The sequence below is a fragment of the Streptomyces lunalinharesii genome, assembly GCF_039532155.1.
Classification (GTDB): Bacteria; Actinomycetota; Actinomycetes; order Streptomycetales; family Streptomycetaceae; genus Streptomyces; species Streptomyces lunalinharesii.
The window spans coordinates 226,212-248,141 of sequence record NZ_BAAARK010000003.1; the positions used below are offsets into that span (position 1 = coordinate 226,212).

Sequence of the window (21,930 nt, forward strand, 5' to 3'; positions counted from 1 at the left end):
CGGAGCGGGGCGGACCCGGGCCGGTGCCCGGGTCCCTCGCCTCACTTCCCGGGACGGGTGAGCAGCAGCTCGGTGTTGTGGTCGGCGGGGGCGCCGAGCTTGGCGTCCGGGGTGGCGTACGGGTCGTTGTAGGACAGCTCGCGGTAGAGGGCGGCCAGTCCGGCGTCGGAGGTGTCCGTGACGTCGGTGGTGTACGGGGCCGCGGACTCGATGAGCGTGGTGAACAGGGACAGCGTGCCGTCGCCGTTGTCGGCCAGCTCGATGATCCGGGCGTGCTGCGGATAGTCGACGTGCGAGGCGGTGTTGATCTCCCAGAAGGCGCGCTCCGGCACCGTGTGGCCGTGCGGGGTGATGCGGTTCTCGTGGGTGTGGCCGTTCACCCAGGCGACCACGTTCGGGTAGCGCTGGAGCAGGTCGACCAGGGCCTTGCCGTCGTGCCGCGCCTCGAAGGGGTGGTAGGGGTCCGGGAGCAGATTGCCCATGCTGGTGCTGGTGTGGTGGCTGAAGAGGACGACCAGCGTGTCGCCGCCGCCGCCGCTGCCGCGCACCGTACGGCCGTCGGCGTCGTACCAGCGGCTGCTGTGCTCCTGGAGGACCGACTCCAGCCAGCGCAGCTGGGCGGTGCCCATCGAACCGTCCGCCCAGCCCGCCCGGTTGGTGGTGTCCAGGCTGATGCCCAGGACGCCCTCGGCGAGCGGGAAGGAGTAGTAGAGGCGACCGCTGGCCGCCGCGTCGGAGGTGAAGCCGTGGCCCACCGGGCCCGCGCCGGTGTACGCCGGGTCCAGATGGGCCTTGGCGAACTCGGCCGGGGTGAACGGGCGGCGCCGCTCGTCCGGCGTGACCTTGCGGATCGCGCCGCCCCCGGCCAGCAACGCACCGAGCAGCGTCGCGGCGTGCGCCGGGTCGTGCTTGAGCGCGTCCGCGAGCCGGGCCGCCGCGGCGTCGTCGCAGCCCTCCAGCTTCCGGTCGCCGGTGTACAGCTCGCCCAGCAGCCCGAGGTCGGGCAGGGTGCCCTCGATGCTGTCGTCGTGGTTGCCGACCGTGGTGTACCAGGGCACGGACAGGCCGGGTGCGGTGAACGGGCGGGTCGCGCCGGTCAGGAAGCCCGGTATCTGTGGCAGTCCCTTGGCCTTGTAGGCGTCCTGGAGCGTGGACTCCGCATTCCAGTACGCCGCGTTGCCGGAGTTCTGCACGCCTTCGTAGCGCCGGGGGTCGCCGCTGCTGGGGGTGATCCGGCCGCCGCTCATCACCGTCAGGTACCAGTCGAGCTCGATCTGCTCGTGGTTGTCGGTGTTGTCGCCGGTGGCCATCACCGAGCCGAACGGCAGGTCGGTGTACGGGCCCCGGCGCACCGCGTTGACCCGCTCGACCAGTGACGAGGCGCCGCGCACGGTCAGTGCCTCCTGCGGGCGGTACGCGCTGTCGTTGAACCGCGCCAGGTACTCGAACCGCACGGGCGATTCGACGTCCGCCAGGTGCAGGTCGGTGAACTGCACGAACGAGGCGAGCCCGGTGCGCCGGTCGTCCCGGCCCGCGCCCGCACCGGCCAGGTCGCCGCGCACCACCAGCGGCCAACCGGGCCCGGCCGCAAGCCGCTTGTACGCGCCGGTGCCCACCGGGCGGGCGGCCTGCTCCAGCGTGGTGCCTCTGGTGCGCACGGCCCGGGCCGCGGTGACGGCCAGCGCCTGGTCGTAGGAGGTCGCCGTCCACAGGGCGGCGCCCGCCGCCGCGGCGGACATTCTCGACACGAACTGGCGGCGGTTCATCCCGGTCATCAAATCCCCCTGGGGCGGCGGTGCATGGCGGCAGGCAGCAGTGCCCGGCGGGCCGTCCCGGCAGCGGGGGCCCTCGGTCGGCCGACACGCTACTTGCCGGTAGCGACCGGCAACAGGTCCTGTGGACAACGGCTTCATGGACAACAAGTGGCGTCCCGGGGCACTCCGGGGCATCCGGCGGCGCCGCCGCGGACCCTCGCCAACGCTCGACTCCCGCAACGGACTTCGACGCCCTTGCGGTCACCCGGCCGCGCCCCGAGCCGTCGACGACGGGAGAAATCCCCCGATGTCGTCGAGCCGTCCTGCGGGACGACGGCGCTCGGCCGCACCGGACGGACCGACGGCTCCCTGCCCGCGATGTCCGGCACACCGGACGGCCGGCGCCCGTTGGCGTTCGACGTCAACGGCGACTGGTTGCCGGCTCCGGCGCTCCCCGTCGACGTGGCCGAGGCGGGGGTCTGCGGCGCGCCCCCGGCGCCGGCCGGGCGAGACCAGCCCGTGCCGCCGCCGGCCGACTGACCGGAGGGCCGGGCGGGGTCAGAGCCGCGCCGCCTTCAGCGCCATGTGGAGCAGCAGCCGGTCCGCGCCCTCGTCCAGGTCGAGGCCGGTCAGCTTCTCGACCCGGCCCAGGCGGTAGTAGAGCGTCTGGCGGTGGATGCCCAACTGCTGTGCGGTGCGGCCGGCCTGCCCCGCGCAGTCCAAGAACGCCTCGGCGGTCCGGGCGAGTTCGGCGTGCGCGGGGGCCAGCAGGGGGCCGACCGCCGGGTCGGTCGGGGTGGCCGGGAGGGCGGTCAGCATGCGGTAGGCGCCGAGGGTGTGCCAGGCGGCGACGGGGCCGAGCCGGGGTTCGGCGCGGGCCGCGCGGGCCGCGTCCAGGGCCTGCCGCCAGGAGGTCGCCAGGTCGGGCAGCTCCCGGGTGGCGAGCCCGATCCCGGCCGCGGCCCGGGCCGGGCGGGCCCCCGCCCGCCCGGCCGGCGTCGGGGCGCCACTCGCCCGCGGGGAACGCAGCAGGTGCTCGGCGGCCGTGTGGGCGGGCGTCAGCGACCCCGTCTGGCGCAGTCGGACGAGCGCGGCCAGTGCGGGCTCGGTCCGGGCGGGGCCGGCGGCGCCGGAGTCGGCCCCGGCGGGGGCGTCCGGGCGGTCCGCGCCGTCCGGCGGCCCGGCGGCGGCGGTGGGCAGCGGGCAGGCCGCGAGCAGCCCGGGCAGGCTGGGCAGCGGAGCGGTGTCGGTGGCGGCGGCGTCCCAGGGCAGGACCGCCACCAGGGTGAGCGGGGTGCCGGGGGCGAAGCGCAGGGTGTCCCGCAGGGCGTCCCGCAGTGCGGCCGCCGCGGCGGCCCGGCCGGCGGCCCGCGAGGTCAGCAACTCCCGCAACACCTCGGCGAGTTCGGAGCCGGCCCGGGACTCGTCGGCCAGCAGGGCGCCGATCCGCGCGGCGGTCTCCATCGCCTGGGCCATCCGGGGGTCGGGCGGGGCGCTCGGGCCGCCCAGCTCCAGGTCGGTCAGATGGCCGTCGTCCAACAGCCACACGTACCCGTGCACCACCCCGCGGTGTCGTACGGGGAGACAGATCCGGCCTTTGAAGACCCCGGCCGCCGGATCCGGGGGAATCCGCAGCGGGGACGTGGCGCGGGCGATGCCGAACGCCTCGAACCACGCGCGCACCGCCGCCGAGGACCGCCGCTGGAGGATCGAACGGGTCCGCACCGGGTCCATGACCTCGTCGTCCTCGCTCTCGTGCGCGCCGAACGCGATGAGTCCGAAGTCCCGGTCCTCCAGCGTCGCCGGCGCCCCGAGCGCCGCCGAGATCTCGTCCACCAACTGTTGGTAGTCCCCGCGCACCGCCGCCCGACCCCTCTCCTGTCGCTGCCGTCACCTGCCTCCCATTCTCATACATCTGTCTGAGATGCCGGCCACGAAGGCGTGACAGCTGTCGATGGCCGGAAAGTGGCGAGATCCTTAAATTTCAGGTGGCTCATCTTGCCGCCGCGACCGCCCGATCGGCGTCCGCCCCGGCATTTGTCATCCTGAATCGTGGAGGTGCCCCATGCTGGGTCCCGTGCTCCTCGCCGCCGCGCGCAGCGACAGCATCCGCCGCGTCGTCGCGGCCGCTCCGGTCACCCGCCCCGTGGTCGAGCGGTTCGTCGCGGGCGAGCGATTGGACGAGTCGATGGCGGCCGTGCGGCAGCTGGCCGCCCGCGGCATGGAGGTCACCCTCGACCACCTCGGCGAGGACATCACCGATCCGGCGGAGGCGCTGCGCAACCGCGACGCCTACCTCCAGCTCGCCGGCGCCCTCAAGGAATTGGGGCTCGGCGCCAAGGCCGAGATGTCGGTCAAGCTCTCCGCCTTCGGGCAGGCGCTGTCCGGCGGGCACGACCTCGCCCTGCGCAACGTCACTCCGGTGGTCGAAGCCGCCGCCGAAGCCGGCACCACCGTGACGCTGGACATGGAGGACCACACCACCGTGGACTCCACCCTCGCCATCCTCGGCGCGCTGCGCGAGCGCTTCCCCCAGACGGGCGCGGTGCTCCAGTCCTACCTCTTCCGCACCGAGGACGACTGCCGCGCACTGTCCGGCGAAGGCTCCCGGGTGCGGCTGGTCAAGGGCGCGTACAAGGAGCCCGCGACGGTCGCCTTCCAGGACAAGCAGGAGGTCGACCGGGCCTACGTGCGCTGCCTGAAGATCCTGATGGCCGGGCAGGGCTACCCGATGGTCGGTTCGCACGACCCGCGGATGGTCGCCATCGCCCAGGAGCTGGCGCACCGCAACGGCCGCAAGCCCGCAGACTTCGAGTTCCAGATGCTGTTCGGCATCCGCGAGGCGGAGCAGCAGCGGCTGGTGGAGGAGGGCCACCGGATGCGGGTCTACATCCCCTACGGAACCGACTGGTACGGCTACTTCATGCGCCGCCTCGCCGAGCGCCCGGCCAACCTCGCGTTCTTCCTGCGGTCCCTGGCCACCCGCGGCTGAGGACCTCCCCAGACCTGCGGCCGGGGGCGACCCCGGCCGACCCGCGAGCCGCCTTTACGGTTCTTTTGGGACCGTATGGGTGGATCCTGGGGGACGGGGGAACGTACCGGGACGGCACACCTACCGCCGGTCCCCCCGGCCACCCGCCGTGGCAGCGGCCTCGGCACGACCGACGTACACCGACGTACGACAACGGAAACGATCGCGAACCGACGATCGCAAGCGTAAGGAGACACGGCCACCATGGACGCTGTGACCCAGGTCCCCGTGCCGGTGAACGAGCCGGTGCACAGCTACGCCCCGGGCAGCCCGGAGCGCTTCCGCCTGGAGGCCAAGCTCAAGGAGCTGGCCGGCAACCCCATCGAGCTGCCGATGACCATCGGCGGCGCGCGGCGGATGGGCGGCGGCGAACGCTTCGACGTCGTACAGCCGCACCACCACTCCGCCCGCCTGGGCACGTACGCCAACGCCACCGTCCAGGACGGCCGGGACGCGGTCGACGCCGCGCTGGCCGCCGCCCCCGCCTGGCGCGCGATGTCCTTCGACGACCGGGCCGCGATCATCCTCAAGGCCGCCGACCTGCTGGCCGGCCCCTGGCGCGAGACGTTGGCCGCCGCCACCATGCTCGGCCAGTCCAAGACCGCCCAGCAGGCCGAGATCGACACGCCCTGCGAGCTGGTCGACTTCTGGCGCTTCAACGTCCACTTCGCGCGCCAGATCCTCGCCGAGCAGCCCCCGGTGAACTCGCCGGGCGTCTGGAACCGCTCGGACCACCGCCCCCTCGAGGGCTTCGTCTACGCGATCACGCCGTTCAACTTCACCGCGATCGCCGGCAACCTCCCCACCGCCCCGGCCCTCATGGGCAACGTGGTGGTCTGGAAGCCGTCCCCCACGCAGACCTTCGCCGCGGTGCTGCTGATGCGCCTGCTGGAGGAGGCCGGCCTGCCGCCCGGCGTCATCAACCTCGTCACCGGCGACGGCAAGGACGTCTCCGAGGTGGCCCTGACCCACCCCGAGCTGGCGGGCATCCACTTCACCGGTTCGACGAAGACCTTCCAGTACCTGTGGAAGACCGTCGGCACCAACATCGAGAAGTACAAGACGTACCCGCGCCTGGTCGGCGAGACCGGCGGCAAGGACTTCATCGTCGCCCACCCGTCGGCGGACCGGGCCGTGCTGAAGACCGCCATGACCCGCGGCGCCTTCGAGTTCCAGGGCCAGAAGTGCTCCGCGGCCTCCCGCGCCTACGTCCCGGCGTCCCTGTGGAACGCCGGCTTCAAGGAGGAGTTCGCCGCCGAGGTTGACGCCCTGACCATGGGCGACGTCACCGACCTGGCGCACTTCATGGGCGCCGTCATCGACGAGCGCTCGTTCGCCAAGAACAAGGCGGCGATCGACCGCGCCAAGGCCGACCCGACCGTCGAGGTCGTCGCCGGCGGCACCTACGACGACGGCGTGGGCTACTTCGTCCGCCCGACGGTCCTGGTCTCCACCGACCCGGAGAACGAGATCTTCAAGGACGAGTACTTCGGCCCGATCCTCGGCGTCCACGTCTACGACGACTCCACCGAGGGCGGCTACGAGGCCATGCTCGACCAGATGGAGTCCGCCTCGGCCTACGGCCTGACCGGCGCCGTGATCGCCCAGGACCGCGCGGCCGCCGCCGCCACCTGCGAGAGGCTGCGCTTCGCGGCCGGCAACTTCTACATCAACGACAAGCCCACCGGTGCCGTGGTCGGCCAGCAGCCGTTCGGCGGCGGTCGCGCCTCCGGCACCAACGACAAGGCCGGCGCCAAGCAGAACCTGATGCGCTGGACCTCCACCCGCTCCATCAAGGAGACGCTGGTCCCGCCGACCGACTACCGCTACCCGCACATGGGCTGACGCCCTCCTGCCCGCCCGCGGCCCGGTGCCCCTTCCAGGGGTGCCGGGCCGCGGCCGTGGGGGGAGTCGGACGCGCCCGGAGCCGGCCCGTTCATGATCGCCGTCTCAAATAGTAGGAAGCCCAAGTAATTGTGCAGACATCACGGCCGGGCTGTCCTAGCTTTGTAGGAGCCGAACGTATCGCTCCACCAGCGAATGCGGATGCGGCCCCGGTGCGCCCGCGCAGGTGACCCCTGCGGCGCCGCGGCCCCCGCCCTTGCGGCCACTCGCACCACCCCACCCCTCTTCTTCGACGCACCCCAGCTTTCGCTCTCGGGGCATTGGCATTGGAGACGCGCATCATGGCCGACACCACCGTCCGCAGGACCCGTCACTCCTCCCGTCAGACCAACGACGCCGACCGCCGCAACGCCGCGGCCGCCCTCCAGCGCGCGCTGGACCGCCGGGACAACGGCGGCTCCACCGGTCACTGAGCAGCGCCCACCGCGCACCCGCACGCAAAGGGCGCCCGGGACCGTGGTCCCGGGCGCCCCTGGCGCGGTCGTGCGGGCGGTCAGCCCCGGCGGCGGGAGCGGGTCACCTCGAAGTGGTCGACGCGCTCACCCGACTCGGCGAGGGCGGTGACCGCCATCGTGGGACGGGCGCCCGGGGTGACCTCGACGGCGATGAACGAGTAGCCGGTGTAGCGGACCCGGGACCACTCGACGCTCTCCTTGGTCTTCCCCTGGCCCTTGACCCAGTGGTAGGTGTCCACGTGGTCCAGGTCCTTGACGTGGCCCTCGTAGCTGTCCGGCACGGGGAAGTCGTAGAGCGACTTCCCGGCCCCGCCGGCCGTCACGTAGACGATGCCGTCGTGCGCGGCGTCCACGGTCTCCCCGATCGGGACCCGCTTGGCGACCCGGCCGCCCTTGATGGCGTCGGTGCGCTCGTAGACGTGGTTGTGGCCGTTGACCACCAGGTCCACCTGGTGCTTCTCGAAGAGCGGCAGCCATGCCTCGCGGACCCCGCCCTCGGAGGCGTGCGAGTTGGTGGTGGAGAACGCGCAGTGGTGGAAGAAGACCACCACGAAGTCGATGCCGGCGGTGGCCCGCAGCTCGCCGAGCCGGCGGTCCAGCCAGCGGGTCTGCCGGCCCTGCGTGTAGCCCGCGTTCGCCGGGATCTCGTGGGAGACGTCGTTGGCGTCCAGGGCGACGACGGCGACGTTGCCGTAGGTGAACGAGTAGATGCCGGGCGCCCGCTCCGGGTCCGGGCCGTTGGTCGGCAGCGACCAGCGGGCGGACTGGCCGCCGTAGCCGTTGGGCGAGTACCACGCCTCCATGTCGTGGTTGCCGGTGGTCACCATCCACGGCACCGACTTCGCGACCGTCTCCGTCTGGGCGAGGAACTGGTCCCAGGCGCGGGCGTCGTAGGTGTCGTGCTCGGACCCCTGGCCGTCCGGGTCGGCGTAGCAGATGTCGCCCGCGTGCAGGTGGAACGACGGGTTCTGGCCCAGGATCAACTGGTCGTTGGCGAGGGCGTGGTAGCTGACGCCCTGGTCGCCGAAGGCAGTGAAGACGAACTTCTCGGCGCGCGCCGGCGCGGTGCGGAAGGTGCCGACGGTGGAGAAGTGGCGCACCTCGGCCGGGTCGAAGCCGTCGTGGCCGACCCCGTAGTAGTACGTGGTCCCCGGGCGCAGGCCGTCGAGCGCGGCGTGCAGGTAGAACTGGTCGACCGCCGGCAGCTTGGCGGACAGCGCCGGGGTGTGCAGGTGGCGCACCTCGGCCGGCACCTTGCGGCCCAGGTCCCACGGCGTGAGGCCGACCCGCAGGTACGGCCGCCGGACCGCGAACGGCACCTGCCAGCCGATGCGCATCTGGCTCCGCGGGTCCGCGCCGAAGGCGAGGTGGCGGCCGAACGGGGCCACCAGGTGGCCGTCGACGGCGGTGGTGGCGGGCGCGGACAGCAGCACCGGCCCGGCGGCCTGCGCGGCCGGCGCTGCGAGCAGGCCGCCCCCGGCGACCATGCCGGCGGTCACCGCGGAACTGCGCAGCAGCCCCCGGCGGGTCAGCTTGGTGCGCAGGTACTCGTGTTGCTCGGGCATGGTCATCCGGGCCGCGAGCTGCTCCGGTATGCCGACGCGGGGGGTGTGCGAGGGCAGCGGGCGCTCCCCCCGGGGAAGTGCAGTCATGTGGCCGAATCTCGCAGCGCCGGCAGACGGTCGTGCGGCGCCGGGGTGAACGCGGGATGGCCGCTGCTCGTGCGCCGGGCAACGCTGTCCGCATGTCGGACGTCACGTGTCAATCACTGGGACGGAGAGTAGGGTCCAGGCATGTCTCGCAGCATTCGCCTCGCAGTGATCCCCGGTGACGGTATCGGCCAGGAAGTCGTGGCGCAGGGCCTGAAGGTCCTCACCGCGGTCCTCCCGCAGGACGTCAAGCTGGAAACCAAGGAATACGACCTCGGGGCCAAGCGCTGGCACCGGACCGGCGAGACCCTGCCGGACGCGGAGCTGGAGGCGCTCAAGCAGCATGACGCGATCCTGCTCGGCGCGATCGGCGACCCGACGGTGCCGTCCGGCGTCCTGGAGCGCGGGCTGCTGCTCAAACTCCGCTTCGCCTTCGACCACTTCGTCAACCTGCGCCCCTCGAAGCTGTTCCCGAACACCGCGACCCCGCTCGCCGGCCGCCCCGACATCGACTTCGTCGTCGTCCGCGAGGGCACCGAGGGCCCGTACACCGGCAACGGCGGCAGCCTGCGCACCGGCACCCCGGCCGAGGTCGCCACCGAGGTCAGCGTGAACACCGCCTACGGCGTGGAGCGGGTCGTCCGCGACGCCTACGAGCGGGCCAACGCCCGGCCGCGCAAGAAGCTGACGCTGGTCCACAAGAACAACGTCCTGGTCTACGCCGGCCACATGTGGAAGAACATCTTCGACCGGGTCGGCCAGGAGTACCCCGACGTCACCACCGACTACCTGCACGTCGACGCGGCGACGATCTTCCTGGTCACCCAGCCCGAGCGGTTCGACGTGATCGTCACCGACAACCTCTTCGGCGACATCCTCACCGACCTCGCCGCGGCCGTCACCGGCGGCATCGGCCTGGCCGCCTCCGGGAACATCAACCCCACCGGCGCCTTCCCGTCGATGTTCGAGCCGGTGCACGGCTCCGCACCGGACATCGCGGGCACCGGCAAGGCCGACCCGACCGCCACGATCCTCTCCGTCGCGCTGCTGCTGCGCCACCTCGGCTTCGAGGAGCAGGCCGCCCGCATCGAGGCGGAGGTGGCCACCGACCTGGAGGCCCGGGACGGTGCGGCCCGCACCACCGACGCGATCGGCGACGCGATCGCCGCACGCGTAGCGGGCTGACGCCCGACGCACCAGCAGCACCCACAGCGCCGGGCCGGTCCACGGTCCGGCGCTGTTCGCATTGACCCGGCCCGGACCACCGGCGGGTCGGATGCCACCATCTGACGCGGGCCGCGCACACCGGTTCCGACGGCGGACACCCACGAGCGATAATCGGACGAGGGCCCGCCGTGCGGCGGGAAAGTTGGACGTCCCAGTAACGACCGGTACGACCGACTACCCACAGTGCGCGCGGCCGCTCCCCACCGCACCGGTGCCGCGAGCGGCCAACCTCCCCGACCCCCGGCCGGAGGGCTGGGCCGGCGACCCTCCCCAGCGCACGCTGGTGGGGAGCGCCCCCAGGTATCGGACCACCGCAGTGAAGGACACGCATACATGACGACGCCGACGATCGAGCTCAAGCCCTCCTCGCACCCGCTGCCCGCGGCGGAGCGGGAGCAGATCCTGGCCGCCCCGGGCTTCGGCCGCCACTTCACCGACCACATGGTGACGATCAAGTGGACCGAGGGCCGCGGCTGGCACGACGGGCAGCTCGTGCCCTACGGGCCGCTCTCCCTCGACCCGGCGACCAACGTCCTGCACTACGCGCAGGAGATCTTCGAGGGCCTGAAGGCGTACCGCCAGCCCGACGGCAGCGTCGCCACCTTCCGCCCGGACGCCAACGCCCGCCGCTTCCAGGCGTCCGCCCGCCGGCTGGCCATGCCCGAGCTGCCGGTCGAGACCTTCATCGAGGCCTGCGACCTGCTGGTCCGGCAGGACAAGGACTGGGTGCCGGCGCACGGCGGCGAGGAGTCCCTGTACCTGCGCCCCTTCATGATCGCCACGGAGGTGGGGCTGGGCGTCAAGCCCGCCAGCGAGTACCTCTTCGTCGTGATCGCCTCGCCGGCCGGCGCGTACTTCCCCGGCGGCGTCAAGCCGGTCTCCATCTGGCTGTCCGAGGACCGGGTGCGGGCCGTCCCCGGCGGCATGGGCGACGCCAAGACCGGCGGCAACTACGCCGCGTCGCTGCTCGCCCAGGCCGAGGCCGCGGCGCGCGGCTGCGACCAGGTCGCCTACCTCGACGCGGTGGAGCACACCTGGGTCGAGGAGCTCGGCGGGATGAACCTCTACTTCGTCTACGGCGCCGCGGACAACGAGAAGCCGGTGATCGTCACCCCGAAGCTGACCGGTTCGCTGCTCGCCGGCGTCACCCGCGACTCCCTGCTCTCCGTCGCCCGCGACCTGGGCTTCGCGTCGGAGGAGGGGCGGGTCTCCATCGACCAGTGGCAGAACGACTCCGCCAACGGCACGCTCACCGAGGTGTTCGCCTGCGGCACCGCCGCGGTGATCACGCCGGTCGGCACGGTCAAGCGCGAGGGCGTCGAGTGGACCCAGTCCGGCGGCGAGCCGGGCAAGGTCACGCTGAAGCTGCGCGAGGCGCTGCTGGACATCCAGCGCGGGGTGACCGCCGACGACCACGGCTGGATGCACCGCATCGGCTGACGCGTGGGCCCCTGGTCCGTACGCACACCGAGGCCGCCCCGGCACCGTGCCGGGGCGGCCTTCGTCGATGCGCCGCGCGCCGCGGGAGGCGGTCAGCCGACCTTGGTGGGCGTCTCCGCGGCGGCGGGGGACGGCACGGTGGCCGCCGCCGCGCGCAGCGGCGGGACCGGGCGCGGCTGCCGGGCGACCAGCAGCAGGTAGACGACCGCGGCGGTGGCGGCGGCCAGCAGGAAGCTCATGTCGATCCCGCCGGTGTACTTCAGCAGCGGCCCCTCGTAGGGGGAGCCCACGGCCAGCAGGCCGACCGCGGAGCCCAGCGCCCAGGCGACGGTGGCCTGGACGTTCCAGCCGGCCTTGAACCAGTACACGCCGCCGAGCGTGCCGCGGTTGTAGACCTGGAGCGAGTCCGGGTCGTAGACGCCGCGGCAGCGGACGAACCCGATCACGGTGATGACCGCCCACGGGGTGCCGATGGCGGTCATCAGCAGCACGAAGGCGGTCATCGCGTTCTGCGCGTCCCACAGGAAGTGGCCGACGTAGACGAGCGCGGTGGAGAGCGCGGCGACGACGTAGGTGGCCTGGGTGCGGGTGGCGCGCGGCAGGATCGCGTCCAGGTCCAGGCCCATGCTGTAGAGCATCAGGCCGGAGTTGCCGGCCGAGCCGGCGGAGGCGTTGAGCAGCAGGAAGACCAGGTACCACAGGGGCGCGCCGGCGACCAGCGGCCCGGCGTAGTCGGAGCCGGCGCCGACCGCGAGCGCGCTGAACGTCCCGAACAGCTGCGGCACCAGCAGGCCGAGCACCAGGCCCAGGTAGGTGGCGCCGAAGACCGCCTTGGAGCGGTGCCGGCGGGGGGAGATGTAGCGGCTGTAGTCGCCGAGCAGGGTGATGAAGGCGATCGGGCCGCTCAGGCCGGCGGAGACCGCGGCGAGCAGCCAGGTCTGCCAGTAGCCGCCCAGCGCGTAGTGGACGCCGGGGATCGATCCGGTGCTGAAGTGGTGCGAGAGGGCGAAGACGCCGATCGCCAGCAGGATCGTCAGGCCGATCGAGAGCACCTTGCTCAGCCGCAGCAGCACCTTGTAGCCGTAGACCGCGCCGATGGCGGTGGCGGCGGCCAGCACCGCGTAGACGATCGTGTACGCCGCCCCGTCGGCCGGCAGGCCGATGAGGCGGTGCAGACAGCCGACCATGGCGTCCCCGCCGACCCAGAGGGTCAGCGCGGTGTAACCGAGCGAGAGCAGCAGGCCGATCACCGAGCCGATGAGGCGGCCGCGGACGCCGAAGAAGGCGCCGCTGCTGGTGGAGAGGTTGGTCGCGCTGCGCAGCGAGACCAGCGCGAGCGGTGCGGTCAGCAGCGCGCCGACCAGGGTGCCGGCCGCCAGGGAGCTGACCGAGCCCCAGAAGTCGAGGCCGAAGGAGACGGGTAGCCAGCCGAAGATCACAACGCCGAGTGCGAGGTTCGAGCCGAGCAGGATGGAGACGAGGTCGCGAGGGCTACTGGTGCGCTCCTCGTCCGGGATCGTGTCGACTCCGCGTTGTTCTATCGGCATGAGGGCTCCCCTGAGAGGCCGGAACAGATGTGAGAAGCGGTGCTGGGCGCGGTGCTCCGTCGGTGGACAAGGGCTTCGTTCGGCGGTGCCTACGAAGCGCGTGCTCGCTACTGCGAGATCATTTGAGTGATGCTCTAAAAACGATCAGTTCAAGCCATGTTCTAGAGCGACGCTCAATATGAAGCACAGATGGCGCCTGGGTCAATGCTTTCGGAATGACTGGTTCCGAGTTAGAGTGATGCTCAATTCGAGCGGGAGGAAGGGACAGGATGCGGCTCACCCCCACGGAACGCGACCGGCTGCTGCTGTTCGGTGCGGCCGAACTGGCGCGGGCGCGCCGGGCCCGCGGCCTGAAACTCAACGTCCCCGAGGCGACCGCGTTGATCGCGGACACAGTCTGCGAGGCGGCGCGGGACGGGCGCCGCCTCGCTCAGGCCATCGAGGCGGCCCGCAGCGCGCTGGGCCCCGAGGACGTCCTGCCCGGGGTGGCCGACATCGTCACCGAGGTGCACGTGGAAGCGGTCTTCGACGACGGCTCCCGGCTCGCGGTGGTCACCGACCCGATCGGCGCCGAACCCGCCGCACCGACCGACGGTGCGGCGGCGACGCTCGCGCCCGGCGCCGTGCTGCCCGGCCCGGCCGACCCGGAGGCCCAACCCGCGGCGGTGCTCACCGTCCGCAACACGGCGGTCGTGCCGATCAGCGTGACCTCGCACTTCCACTTCTTCGAGGCCAACCCGCGGCTGGAGTTCGACCGGGCCGCCGCCTACGGCATGCGGTTGTGCGTGCCGGCGGGTTCGTCGGTGCGGTTCGACCCCGGTGGTGCGGCGCAGGTGGGGCTGGTGCCGATCGGCGGGGAGCGGATCGCGATCGGGTTCGCGGGTCTGGTCGACGGGCCGCTCGATGCGCCGGGCGCGAAGAGCGAGGCGCTGCGGCGGGCCGCGGCGTGTGGCTACCTGGGAGCGGAGGAGCAGGCATGAGCCCGGGCATCGATCCTCACGAGTACGCGTCGGTGCACGGTCCGCGCGCCGGTGACCGCGTGGTCCTGGGCGATTCCGGGCTGGTCGTCCGCGTCGAGTCCGACTCGCAGAAGCCGGGTGAGGAGTTCCTGGCGGGTTTCGGCAAGACCGCCCGCGACGGGATGCACCTGAAGGCCGCGTCGCTGCGCGAGACGTGCGACGTGGTGATCAGCAACGTCCTGGTCATCGATGCGGTCCAGGGCATCCGCAAGACGTCCATCGGCATCCGCGAGGGTCGTATTCACGCGATCGGGCGGGCCGGGAATCCCGACACCCTGGACGGGGTCGACGTCGTGGTGGGCACCGGGACGTCGATCGTCTCCGGCGAGGGCATGATCGCCACCGCCGGTGCGGTGGACACCCACGTGCACCTGCTGTCGCCGCGGGTGATGGAGGCTTCGCTGGCCTCCGGGGTGACCACGATCATCGGTCAGGAGTTCGGCCCGGTCTGGGGGGTGGGGGTGAACTCGCCTTGGGCGTTGCGGCATGCGTTCAACGCCTTCGATGCCTGGCCGGTCAACATCGGTTTCCTGGGGCGTGGTTCGTCCTCGGGCGAGGCGCCGTTGGTGGAGGCGTTGGCCGAGGGAGGTGCGCTGGGGTTCAAGGTGCACGAGGACATGGGTGCGCACGCCCGGGCGCTGGACACGGCGCTGCGGGTGGCCGAGGAGTACGACGTACAGGTCGCGCTGCACAGTGACGGTCTGAACGAGTGCCTGACGGTGGAGGACACCCTGCGGGTGTTGGACGGGCGGACCATTCACGCCTTCCACATCGAGGGGTGTGGCGGTGGGCACGTGCCGAACGTGTTGAAGATGGCCGGGGTGGCGAACGTGATCGGCTCCTCGACCAATCCCACGTTGCCGTTCGGGCGGGACGCGGTCGCCGAGCACTACGGCATGATCGTGTCCGTGCACGACCTGAAGACGGATCTGCCCGGTGACGCGGCGATGGCCCGGGACCGGATCAGGGCCGGCACGATGGGTGCGGAGGACGTGCTGCACGACCTCGGGGCGATCGGCATCACCTCCTCCGACGCGCAGGGGATGGGTCGGGCCGGTGAGACGGTGCGGCGGACGTTCGCGATGGCCGGGAAGATGAAGGCCGAGTTGGGCCCGATGGACGGCGACGGCGTGCACGACGACAACGCCCGCGTCCTGCGCTACATCGCCAAGCTGACCATCAACCCCGCCATCGCGCATGGCCTGTCGCACGAGATCGGGTCGATCGAGGTCGGCAAGATGGCGGACGTGGTGTTGTGGAAGCCGCAGTTCTTCGGCGCGAAGCCGCAGTTGGTGTTGAAGTCCGGGTTCCCCGCCTACGGCGTGACCGGTGACCCCAATGCCGCCACCGACACGTGCGAGCCGCTGGTGTTGGGGCCGCAGTTCGGGGCGCACGGGGCGACGCCGGCGGAGATCTCGGTGGCCTTCGTCGCCGGCGCCGCCGTCGAGCAGGGCGGCGATGCGATGCCCACCCGCCGACGCCGCGTCGCGGTCCGCGGCACCCGCGGCATCGGCCCCCGCAACCTCATCCACAACGCCCGGGTCGGCGACGTCCAAGTCGACGAACGCAGCGGACTGGTCACCCTCGACGGCGACCCCATGCGCTCCGAACCCGCCGACACCGTCTCCCTGTCCAGGCTCTACTTCCTCTGACGAGCCCGCCGCAGCCCGGCGGGCACCGACGAGACACCCCCGACGACGCCCGGAGCCGCCGGACCACCCGCCCCGTAACACCGTTACAGGCGCACCGGCAGGCGGCCCCACCCACCCCCTTCCGCTCCGCGACCCCCGCGCGCACCACCCGAGGACCGAGGACCCCGTATGAACACGCCCGCCGCCGACGGCTTCCGCATGCCCCCCGAGTGGGCCCCGCACGAGCGCACCTGGATGGCCTGGCCCGGCCCCAACTTCACCTTCGGCACCGAAGGCGGCGACACCCTCGCCGAGGCCCGCACCGCCTGGGCCGCCGTCGCCCGCGCCGTTGGGCAGTACGAACCCGTCACCGTGGTCGCCGGCCCCGGCCAACTGGACGGCGCCCGCGCCCTCCTCGGCGACGACGTCGACCTGGTCGAACGCCCCCTCGACGACGCCTGGATGCGCGACATCGGCCCCACCTTCCTCACCAACGACCACGGCGAACTGGCCGCCGTCGACTGGGTGTTCAACGGCTGGGGCGCCCAGGAATGGGCCGCCTGGGACCGCGACGCGAAGATAGCCGAACAGGTCGCCGACCTCGCCGGCGCCCGCCGCTACGCCACCTCGCTCGTCAACGAAGGCGGCGGCATCCACGTCGACGGCGAGGGCACCGTGCTCCTCACCGACACCGTGCAGCTCGACCCGGGCCGCAACCCCGGCCGCACCAAGGAAGAGGTCGAGGCCGAGATCCACGCCCACCTCGGCACCACCAAGGCCATCTGGCTGCCCCGCGGCCTGTACGCCGACTACGGCCAGTTCGGCACCCGCGGCCACGTCGACATCGTCGCCGCCTTCGCCCGCCCCGGCGTGGTGATGGTCCACACCCAGCCCAACCCCGACCACCCCGACCACGCGATCTGCAACGAGATCGTCAAGACACTGCGCACGGCCACCGACGCCCGGGGCCGCCAGCTCGAAGTGGTGGAGGTCCCGGCCCCCACCGTCATCGAGGAGGACGGCGAACTCGTCGACTACTCCTACATCAACCACCTGCAGTGCAACGACGGCATCGTCCTGTGCGCCTTCGACGACCCGCGCGACGAGGAAGCAGCCGCCCTCTTCCGCCGGCTGTTCCCCGGCCGCACCGTCACCCTGGTGGACGCCCGTACGATCTTCGCAGCGGGTGGCGGCATCCACTGCATCACCCAGCAGCAGCCGAAGGTCTGAGGCGCCTCGGCACCCACCCCGTCCCGACCCAGGAGGTCCCCGTGTCCGGTCCCGTACGCCGTCCCCGGCGGCGGCTCAGCCAGCCGCGCGAGCAGGTGCTGGCCGCGGCGATGGCCACCATCGCCGCCGAGGGACTGGACCGGCTCACCATGGCGGGACTGGGCCGCGAGGTCGGCATGAGCAGCGGCCACATCCTCTACTACTTCGGCACCAAGGACGAACTACTGCTCCAGACCCTCCAATGGAGCGAGGAGCAGCTCGGCGCCGAACGCCGGGCCGCCCTCGCCCGCCGCGGCCCCGTCCGCGAGCGCCTGGACACCCTCGTCGACCTCTACCTCCCCGTAGGCCACCGCGACCCCCGCTGGACGCTGTGGCTGGAGGTCTGGGTCCGCTCCCAAAACGCCGACGACGAGACCCGCGAACGCCAACTCGACCTGGAACTCGCCTGGCACCGCGACCTGGTCGCCCTCCTCGTCGAGGGCGCCTCCAAGGGCGAGTTCCGGTCCGTCGACGCCGAACGCTTCGCCACCCGCACCCGCGCCCTCCTCGACGGCTTCGGCACCCACCTCGTCGTCGGCCTCCCCGGCACCGACCGCGCCCAGGTGGGCCGCGAGGTCCGCCAGTTCCTCGACGAAGGACTCGCCCCGCCGAAGGACTGACCGCCCCGGCCGGCCCCCCGCCGACGCCCCGCGCCTATGACCACAACGCACGCAAGTAGGCGCGATCGTTGCCGCCCCGACCCTTGCCGAGCGGGCCGCTCTCCGCGACCGTGATCGGCTATGGGACGAGAGCAATGGAAGAAGATCTGGGTCGGCTCGGCCGGCAACATGGTCGAGTGGTTCGACTGGTTCGTCTACGCCAGCTTCGCGGTGTACTTCGCCGACGCGTTCTTCCCCAAGGGGAACGACACCGCCAACCTCATGAACACCATGGGGATCTTCGCCGTCGGCTTCTTCATGCGCCCGGTCGGCGGCTGGCTGCTCGGCCGGATCGGTGACCGCCGGGGCCGCAAGGCCGCACTCACCCTGACCGTGAGCCTGATGTCCGCCTCGGCCGTCCTCATCGCCGTCGCCCCGACCTACGCGGTCGCCGGCTACGGCGGCATCGCCGTGCTCCTCGTGGCCCGCATGCTCCAGGGCCTCTCCGTCGGCGGCGAGTACGCCGCCAGCGCCACCTACCTCACCGAGGCGTCCGCCCCCGACCGCCGCGGCTTCGCCTCCAGCTTCCAGTACGTCTCGATGACCGCCGGCCAACTGGTGGGCCTCGGCCTGCAGATCATCCTGCAACGCAGCATGTCCGAAGAGGCACTGCACAGCTGGGCCTGGCGCATCCCCTTCATCGTCGGCGCACTCGGCGCGGGCATCGTCTTCTACCTGCGCCGCAACATGCTGGAGACCGACGTCTACGCCGACGACGACCACGCCCAGACCGACCCCGACCGCGGCACCATGAAGGCCCTGTGGGCCCACAAGCGCGAGGCGTTCCTCGTCATCGCCCTCACCATGGGCGGCACCGTCGCCTACTACACGTACACCACCTACCTCACCAAGTACCTCTCGGGCACCGCCGGCCTGTCCAAGCCGACCGCCTCCCTGGTCAGCTTCTGCGCACTGTTCCTCTTCATGTGCCTCCAACCGCTGGCCGGCCGGCTCTCGGACCGGATCGGCCGCCGCCCGCTGCTCATCACCTTCGCGATCGGCTCGACCTTCCTCACCGTGCCGATCATGACGCTGCTCAAGCACGCCGGCTCCTTCTGGCCGGCGCTCGGCCTGTCCATGCTGGCCCTGGTCGTGGTCACCGGCTACACCTCGATCAACGCCTGCGTGAAGGCCGAACTCTTCCCCACCGGCATCCGCGCCCTGGGCGTCGCCCTCCCGTACGCCATCGCCAACGCGCTCTTCGGCGGCACCGCCGAGTACGTCGCCCTCTGGTTCAAGAACGGCGGCATCGAATCCGGCTTCTACTGGTACGTCTCCGGCTGCGCGGCGGTCTCCCTGATCGTCTACCTGACCATGCGGGAGACCCGCACCATCGACCTGCAACGGCTCGGCAAGGGCACCGCAGACGGCACCACGGACCGCGTGCTCGCATCCTGAGACGGACCGGATGACGGGGGCGGTCGTGTGCCAGACTGCCCCCGTGCTCACGTTCGCCATGATTATTGGCAGCAGGCGCGCCGGTCCGCAGTGACCGCCCGTACGACCCCCGTACGCAGCGGCCATCGTCGTCCCAGACCCGCGCGCAGACCTCTCGCACCCGCGAGGGGTCTTTTCGTTTCCCGGACCCACCCGACGCCGGGAGCGCAGCGCGAGGGATCATGGAGGGACGGTGGAACCGGGCATTCCGGTAGACCGAGACCCGACAGGAGCCAGACCAGCATGACGGACGCACCCGAAGCCGCCGTCTCCGACGACTTCCACGTTTTCGACACCACGCTGCGCGACGGCGCACAGCGCGAGGGCATCAACCTGACCGTCGCCGACAAGCTGACCCTCGCCCGGCACCTGGACGACTACGGCGTCGGCTTCATCGAGGGCGGCTGGCCGGGCGCCAACCCGCGGGACACCGAGTTCTTCCAGCGCGCCCGCGCCGAACTCGACCTCCAGCACGCCCAACTCGTCGCCTTCGGCGCCACCCGCAAAGCCGGCACCCGGGTCGAGGACGACCCCCAGGTCGCCGCACTGCTGGACTCCCAGGCCCCGGTCATCACCCTCGTCGCCAAGTCCCACCTCGGCCACGTCGAACTGGCGCTGCGCACCACGCCCGAGGAGAACCTCGCCATGGTCCGCGACACCGTCGCGCACCTGCGCTCCCACGGCCGCCGGGTCTTCCTCGACTGCGAGCACTTCTTCGACGGCTACGCCCTGGACCCGGCCTACGCCAAGCAGGTCGTGCGCACCGCCAGCGACGCCGGCGCCGACGTCGTGGTCCTCTGCGACACCAACGGCGGGATGCTCCCGGCACAGGTGACCGCGGTCGTCCGCACCGTCCTCGCCGACACCGGCGCCCGACTCGGCATCCACGCCCAGGACGACACCGGCTGCGCCGTCGCCAACACCCTCGCCGCGGTCGACGCCGGCGCCACCCACGTCCAGTGCACCGCCAACGGCTACGGCGAACGGGTCGGCAACTCCAACCTCTTCCCCGTCGTCGCCGCCCTGGAGCTGAAGTACGGCCGACAGGTGCTGCCGCCCGGCAAGCTCACCGAGACCACCCGGATCTCGCACGCCATCGCCGAGGTCGTCAACCTCACCCCGTCCACCCACCAGCCCTACGTCGGGGTCTCCGCGTTCGCCCACAAAGCCGGACTGCACGCCTCCGCGATCAAGGTGGACCCGGACCTCTACCAGCACATCGACCCCGCCCTGGTCGGCAACACCATGCGGATGCTGGTCTCCGACATGGCCGGCCGCGCCTCCATCGAACTCAAGGGCAAGGAACTCGGGATCGACCTGAGCGACGACCGGGAACTGGTCGGCCGGGTCGTCGCGCGCGTCAAGGAACGGGAACTCGCGGGCTACACCTACGAGGCCGCGGACGCCTCGTTCGAGCTGCTGCTCCGCGAGGAGGTGAGCGGCAAGTCGCTGCGCTACTTCACCGTCGAGTCCTGGCGCGCGATCGTCGAGGACCGCCCCGACGGCACCCACGCCAACGAGGCGACCGTGAAGCTCTGGGCCAAGGGCGAGCGGATCGTGGCCACCGCGGAGGGCAACGGCCCGGTCAACGCGCTGGACCGGGCGCTGCGGGTGGCCCTGGAACGGATCTACCCGCAACTGGCCAGCATGGAGCTGGTGGACTACAAGGTCCGCATCCTGGAGGGCGCCCTGGGCACCGGCTCGATCACCCGGGTCCTGGTCTCCACCAGCGACGGCCGCGGCGAATGGTCCACGGTCGGCGTCGCCGAGAACGTCATCGCGGCGTCCTGGCAGGCACTGGACGACGCCTACGCCTACGGGCTGCTGCGAGCCGGGGTCGAGCCCCAGGCGTGACCGCACCCCTCGCCGCGCGCCACGGTTGTCCACAGGCGCCGGCGAGGGACGTCACGGAGGACTACGTTCGCCGCATGCGCGGTGGAGGTGGGGGAGGGGCCTTGCCGTGGGGGTGGGGGCTCGTGGGGGCTCCGCCGGTTGGGGAGAGGGAGGGGCCCTGCCAGGAAAGCGGCCCGAGCCCACCCCTCCCACCCCCCCTTCACCCCGCCTTCACCGCCGAGATGTCGAACGTCAGCTTGACCTTGTCGCTGACCATCACGCCGCCGGTCTCCAGTGCCGCGTTCCAGGTCAGGCCCCACTCGGAGCGCAGGATCTCGGCGCTGCCCTCGAAGCCGACGCGCTGGGCGCCGTAGACGTCGGTGGCCGCGCCGTTGAATTCCAGGTCGATGGCGAGCGGGCGGGTGACGTCCTTGATCGTCAGGTCGCCGGTGATGCGGTACGTCTCGCCGTCCAGCTGCTCGACGGCGCTGGAGCGGAAGGACATCAGCGGGAACTGCTCGGCGTCGAAGAAGTCGGGGCTCTTGAGGTGCCCGTCGCGGTCGCCGATGCCGGTGTCGATGCTGGCGATCTTGACGTCGAGGCGCGCGGTGGACGCGGCCGGGTTGCCGCCGTCCAGCTTCAGTACGCCCTCGTGCTCGCCGAAGGAGCCGCGGACGTTGGTGACCATCGCGTGCCGGACGGTGAAGCCGATGCTGCTGTGGGCCGGGTCGATGGTGTAGTCGCCGGTCAGGGCGGCCAGTGCGGGGTCCACGTCCAGGACGGCGGCAGCCGCGGGGGCGGCGGCGGGGGCGGCAGGGCGCTTGCGGAACAGCGACATGGGGTTCTCCTCGGGGACGGAGCGGGGGAGGGAGCGGGCGGCGCGTGCCGCCGGTCGTCGAACGTGCCGTGGCCGACCCCATCGCCGACTTGGTTTAACGTTCAACGAGATTCACGGTAGCGGGATCTCGTTCAATTTTCAACCTTTCCTTCCGGGGTTCCTCCGAACGGGTGTCGCGGTCGCACCCCGGCGCGGTCATTGCCGCCCCGCGCGCCCCCGTGCTAGACCATCGGGAA

General features: G+C 71.9%; 17 protein-coding genes. 12 read left to right on the forward strand and 5 right to left on the reverse strand.

The genetic code is table 11. From position 1 onward, the window contains the following. Nucleotides 1-41: 41 nt before the first annotated feature. A complete protein-coding gene (locus ABD385_RS06940) occupies nt 42-1,775 on the reverse strand; it encodes a TIGR03767 family metallophosphoesterase (protein WP_344574115.1) in 1,734 nt (577 codons plus the stop codon). A 357-nt stretch (nt 1,776-2,132) separates the two neighbouring features. Between ABD385_RS06940 and ABD385_RS06945 the strand changes: the two genes are divergently transcribed. Beyond that, nucleotides 2,133-2,294 carry a hypothetical protein gene (locus tag ABD385_RS06945; RefSeq protein ID WP_344574116.1) on the forward strand — a complete coding sequence of 54 codons (162 nt, stop codon included), beginning with the start codon at nt 2,133-2,135 and terminating at the stop codon, nt 2,292-2,294. An 18-nt stretch (nt 2,295-2,312) separates the two neighbouring features. On the opposite strand, the gene ABD385_RS06950 is transcribed toward ABD385_RS06945, so the two are convergent. Continuing rightward, nucleotides 2,313-3,614: a helix-turn-helix domain-containing protein gene (locus ABD385_RS06950; protein ID WP_344574117.1), complete on the reverse strand. Its 1,302-nt coding sequence runs from the start codon at nt 3,612-3,614 to the stop codon at nt 2,313-2,315. A 205-nt stretch (nt 3,615-3,819) separates the two neighbouring features. Here ABD385_RS06950 and ABD385_RS06955 point away from each other — a divergent pair, with 205 nt between their 5' ends. The 3 genes from ABD385_RS06955 to ABD385_RS06965 all read left to right on the forward strand — a co-directional run bounded on the left by ABD385_RS06955 (nt 3,820) and on the right by ABD385_RS06965 (nt 7,103). Then, nucleotides 3,820-4,746: a proline dehydrogenase family protein gene (locus tag ABD385_RS06955; RefSeq protein WP_344574119.1), complete on the forward strand. Its 927-nt coding sequence runs from the start codon at nt 3,820-3,822 to the stop codon at nt 4,744-4,746. A gap of 243 nt (nt 4,747-4,989) precedes the next feature. Further along, complete coding sequence (pruA, locus tag ABD385_RS06960) at nt 4,990-6,630, forward strand: L-glutamate gamma-semialdehyde dehydrogenase (RefSeq protein WP_344574121.1); 1,641 nt, start codon at nt 4,990-4,992, stop codon at nt 6,628-6,630. Nucleotides 6,631-6,971: 341 nt separating this feature from the next. Further along, complete coding sequence (locus ABD385_RS06965) at nt 6,972-7,103, forward strand: hypothetical protein (protein WP_344574122.1); 132 nt, start codon at nt 6,972-6,974, stop codon at nt 7,101-7,103. Between the two features lie 80 nt (nt 7,104-7,183). Here the strand turns inward: ABD385_RS06965 and ABD385_RS06970 are convergent, their stop codons facing one another. Further along, nucleotides 7,184-8,797 carry a purple acid phosphatase family protein gene (locus ABD385_RS06970; RefSeq protein ID WP_344574123.1) on the reverse strand — a complete coding sequence of 538 codons (1,614 nt, stop codon included), beginning with the start codon at nt 8,795-8,797 and terminating at the stop codon, nt 7,184-7,186. Between the two features lie 141 nt (nt 8,798-8,938). Between ABD385_RS06970 and ABD385_RS06975 the strand changes: the two genes are divergently transcribed. Together ABD385_RS06975 and ABD385_RS06980 are read left to right on the forward strand one after the other, a co-directional pair. After that, nucleotides 8,939-9,979 (forward strand): 3-isopropylmalate dehydrogenase, encoded by a 1,041-nt coding sequence (locus ABD385_RS06975; protein ID WP_344574124.1) that lies wholly within the window; start codon nt 8,939-8,941, stop codon nt 9,977-9,979. Nucleotides 9,980-10,354: 375 nt separating this feature from the next. Further along, nucleotides 10,355-11,461, forward strand: a complete 1,107-nt coding sequence (locus ABD385_RS06980; RefSeq protein WP_344574125.1) for a branched-chain amino acid aminotransferase — start codon at nt 10,355-10,357, stop codon at nt 11,459-11,461. A gap of 92 nt (nt 11,462-11,553) precedes the next feature. Here ABD385_RS06980 and ABD385_RS06985 read toward each other — a convergent pair whose 3' ends face one another. Next, nucleotides 11,554-13,008 carry a cytosine permease gene (locus tag ABD385_RS06985; protein WP_344574126.1) on the reverse strand — a complete coding sequence of 485 codons (1,455 nt, stop codon included), beginning with the start codon at nt 13,006-13,008 and terminating at the stop codon, nt 11,554-11,556. Between the two features lie 269 nt (nt 13,009-13,277). Here ABD385_RS06985 and ureA point away from each other — a divergent pair, with 269 nt between their 5' ends. The 6 genes from ureA to cimA all read left to right on the forward strand — a co-directional run bounded on the left by ureA (nt 13,278) and on the right by cimA (nt 20,877). After that, entirely contained in the window at nt 13,278-13,988 is a 711-nt protein-coding gene (gene ureA, locus ABD385_RS06990; RefSeq protein WP_344574127.1) for an urease subunit gamma, read from the forward strand. Further along, nucleotides 13,985-15,679: an urease subunit alpha gene (locus ABD385_RS06995; RefSeq protein ID WP_344574129.1), complete on the forward strand. Its 1,695-nt coding sequence runs from the start codon at nt 13,985-13,987 to the stop codon at nt 15,677-15,679. The genes ureA and ABD385_RS06995 overlap by 4 nt, the downstream gene beginning before the upstream one ends. Nucleotides 15,680-15,847: 168 nt before the next feature. Further along, complete coding sequence (locus ABD385_RS07000; protein ID WP_344574130.1) at nt 15,848-16,888, forward strand: agmatine deiminase family protein; 1,041 nt, start codon at nt 15,848-15,850, stop codon at nt 16,886-16,888. Nucleotides 16,889-16,929: 41 nt separating this feature from the next. After that, nucleotides 16,930-17,547: a TetR/AcrR family transcriptional regulator gene (locus tag ABD385_RS07005; protein ID WP_344574131.1), complete on the forward strand. Its 618-nt coding sequence runs from the start codon at nt 16,930-16,932 to the stop codon at nt 17,545-17,547. 120 nt (nt 17,548-17,667) lie between these two features. Further along, the gene (locus tag ABD385_RS07010) at nt 17,668-18,984 is read left to right on the forward strand and encodes an MFS transporter (RefSeq protein ID WP_344574132.1); all 1,317 of its coding nucleotides are present in this window, start codon (nt 17,668-17,670) and stop codon (nt 18,982-18,984) included. A 282-nt stretch (nt 18,985-19,266) separates the two neighbouring features. Then, nucleotides 19,267-20,877, forward strand: coding sequence for a citramalate synthase (gene cimA / locus ABD385_RS07015; protein ID WP_344574133.1), 1,611 nt, complete (start codon nt 19,267-19,269; stop codon nt 20,875-20,877). Between the two features lie 199 nt (nt 20,878-21,076). Here the strand turns inward: cimA and ABD385_RS07020 are convergent, their stop codons facing one another. Then, nucleotides 21,077-21,694, reverse strand: a complete 618-nt coding sequence (locus tag ABD385_RS07020) for a YceI family protein (RefSeq protein WP_344574134.1) — start codon at nt 21,692-21,694, stop codon at nt 21,077-21,079. Between the last annotated feature and the right edge of the window lie 236 nt (nt 21,695-21,930).

What these genes read in the sequence shown, in the direction of transcription:
- ABD385_RS07010 (WP_344574132.1), top strand. Translation starts at nt 17,668, where the DNA reads ATGGGACGAGAGCAATGGAAGAAGATCTGGGTCGGCTCGGCCGGCAAC.
- ABD385_RS06940 (WP_344574115.1), bottom strand. Translation starts at nt 1,775, where the DNA reads ATGACCGGGATGAACCGCCGCCAGTTCGTGTCGAGAATGTCCGCCGCG.
- ABD385_RS06965 (WP_344574122.1), top strand. Translation starts at nt 6,972, where the DNA reads ATGGCCGACACCACCGTCCGCAGGACCCGTCACTCCTCCCGTCAGACC.
- ABD385_RS06980 (WP_344574125.1), top strand. Translation starts at nt 10,355, where the DNA reads ATGACGACGCCGACGATCGAGCTCAAGCCCTCCTCGCACCCGCTGCCC.
- ABD385_RS06975 (WP_344574124.1), top strand. Translation starts at nt 8,939, where the DNA reads ATGTCTCGCAGCATTCGCCTCGCAGTGATCCCCGGTGACGGTATCGGC.
- ABD385_RS07020 (WP_344574134.1), bottom strand. Translation starts at nt 21,694, where the DNA reads ATGTCGCTGTTCCGCAAGCGCCCTGCCGCCCCCGCCGCCGCCCCCGCG.
- ABD385_RS06985 (WP_344574126.1), bottom strand. Translation starts at nt 13,008, where the DNA reads ATGCCGATAGAACAACGCGGAGTCGACACGATCCCGGACGAGGAGCGC.
- ABD385_RS06945 (WP_344574116.1), top strand. Translation starts at nt 2,133, where the DNA reads ATGTCCGGCACACCGGACGGCCGGCGCCCGTTGGCGTTCGACGTCAAC.
- ureA (WP_344574127.1), top strand. Translation starts at nt 13,278, where the DNA reads ATGCGGCTCACCCCCACGGAACGCGACCGGCTGCTGCTGTTCGGTGCG.
- ABD385_RS06970 (WP_344574123.1), bottom strand. Translation starts at nt 8,797, where the DNA reads ATGACTGCACTTCCCCGGGGGGAGCGCCCGCTGCCCTCGCACACCCCC.
- ABD385_RS06995 (WP_344574129.1), top strand. Translation starts at nt 13,985, where the DNA reads ATGAGCCCGGGCATCGATCCTCACGAGTACGCGTCGGTGCACGGTCCG.
- cimA (WP_344574133.1), top strand. Translation starts at nt 19,267, where the DNA reads ATGACGGACGCACCCGAAGCCGCCGTCTCCGACGACTTCCACGTTTTC.
- ABD385_RS07000 (WP_344574130.1), top strand. Translation starts at nt 15,848, where the DNA reads ATGAACACGCCCGCCGCCGACGGCTTCCGCATGCCCCCCGAGTGGGCC.
- pruA (WP_344574121.1), top strand. Translation starts at nt 4,990, where the DNA reads ATGGACGCTGTGACCCAGGTCCCCGTGCCGGTGAACGAGCCGGTGCAC.
- ABD385_RS06955 (WP_344574119.1), top strand. Translation starts at nt 3,820, where the DNA reads ATGCTGGGTCCCGTGCTCCTCGCCGCCGCGCGCAGCGACAGCATCCGC.